Origin of the sequence: Armatimonas sp. (genome assembly GCF_043760365.1) — a bacterium.
GTDB lineage: Bacteria > Armatimonadota > Armatimonadia > Armatimonadales > Armatimonadaceae > Armatimonas.
In genome coordinates, this window is the sequence record NZ_JAYUPA010000365.1 from 1 (window position 1) to 1,828 (window position 1,828).

A 1,828-nucleotide genomic window follows, 5' to 3' on the forward strand; every position below is an offset into this window, starting at 1 on the left:
CTACCGCTGCCAGTGCCCACGGTTCCAGAGCGCCGGGATCTGTAAACATAGCTGCGCGGCAAAAATCCGACAAACGGCGGATTGATTAGGACTGTCTTAATATGCTAAGATAGAGGATATGGATACATCCCTAACATCCCACGCTGGGCTTCTCGCCTGGGTGGAGGAGAGCACACGGCTCTGCAAGCCGGAGCGGGTTCACTGGTGCGACGGTTCGGAAGAGGAGGCGCAGTGGCTGATCTCCACTATGGTTGCCGCCAAAGATCTTATTCCCTTCAACCACGATGAGTGGCCCAATTGCTATCTGCACCGCTCGAATCCCAATGATGTGGCCCGCGTGGAAGACCGGACGTTTATCTGCTCAACGACGCGCGAGGATGCTGGCCCAACCAACCACTGGATGGCACCGGATGAAGCGAAGAAGCTCCTCTACGGGATCTTCGACGGCTGCATGGCGGGCCGAACGCTCTATGTGGTGCCCTACCAGATGGGGCCGGTGGGCTCGCCGTTCTCCAAAGTGGGCGTCGAGATTACGGACAGCGCCTATGTCGCGCTCTCGATGCGCATCATGACACGGATGGGCACTGTGGCGCTAGAGACACTGGGCACCGACGGTGCCTTTGTGCCGGGCTTGCACAGCACCGCCGAGCTTGATCCCGAGAAGCGCTATATCTGTCACTTCCCCGAGGAACGCTTAATTCTCTCGATCAACTCGGGCTACGGCGGCAATGCGCTCCTAGGCAAAAAGTGCTTCGCTCTGCGGATCGCCTCCGCCATTGCTCGCGACGAGGGCTGGCTCGCGGAGCACATGCTAATCTTAGAGCTGGAAGATCCTGAGGGCCAGAAACTCTACTTCACCGGCGCGTTTCCGTCGGCGTGTGGCAAGACAAATCTCGCGATGCTGGAGTCTATCCTGCCGGGCTGGACGGTTCGCACAGTCGGCGATGATATTGCGTGGCTGCGCATCGGCGAGGACGGGCGGCTCTGGGCCGTGAACCCCGAGGCGGGTTTCTTTGGGGTTGCGCCCGGCACGAGCGAGAAAACCAACCCGTCGGCGATGGAGACCATTCGCTCCAACACGCTCTTTACCAATGTCGCCCGCACCGACGGGGGCCGCCCGTGGTGGGAGGGGATCGGCCAGGCATCCAAGTGGATGACCGACTGGCGCGGCAACCACCGCCCCGGCCAGGACCTAGAGGGCGGCAAGTTTGCCCAGCCCAACTCGCGCTTCACCGCGCCAGCCCAACAGTGCCCGACCATCTCGCCGAACTGGGAAGACCCACAGGGCGTCCCCATCAGTGGCATTCTCTTTGGGGGCCGCCGCAACGACACCATGCCGCTCGTGCTGGAGGCAAACTCCTGGCAGCACGGTGTGTTTCTCGGGGCAACGATGGCAAGCCAGACCACGGCGGCGGCAGGGGGCGCTCAGGGGGTCTTGCGCCGCGACCCAATGGCCATGCTTCCCTTCTGTGGCTACCACATGGGCGACTACTTCGCCCACTGGCTGGAGATGGGCGAGCGCATCCCCCACCCGCCCAAGATCTTCCATGTCAACTGGTTCCAGAAAGACGAAAACGGGACATTCCTCTGGCCCGGCTACGGCGAGAACCTACGTCCCCTGCTCTGGATGCGCGAGCGGATTCTAGGCGAAGGCAAAGCCGTCGTGACTCCCATCGGCACCGTGCCCGCCCTCGATGGCCTCAACCTTGAGGGCCTCCCCCTCGCCGACGGTGTGATGGGGCAGCTTCTCACCGTAGATCACGAACTCTGGGCAGCCGAGTGCGACGCAATCGCGAAGCACTTCGAGACATTTGGCGACAAGCTCCCC

2 protein-coding genes are annotated in these 1,828 nt (G+C 62.1%); both read left to right on the forward strand.

Translation table 11 applies throughout. The features are described 5' to 3' along the window. Positions 1–85 (forward strand): SWIM zinc finger family protein (locus tag ACH2EH_RS08785; RefSeq protein ID WP_395140847.1); only part of this gene is annotated, 85 nt, incomplete at its 5' end. Between the two features lie 33 nt (positions 86–118). Beyond that, the coding region (locus ACH2EH_RS08790) for a phosphoenolpyruvate carboxykinase (GTP) (RefSeq protein WP_395140846.1) at positions 119–1,828 on the forward strand (1,710 nt) is incomplete at its 3' end.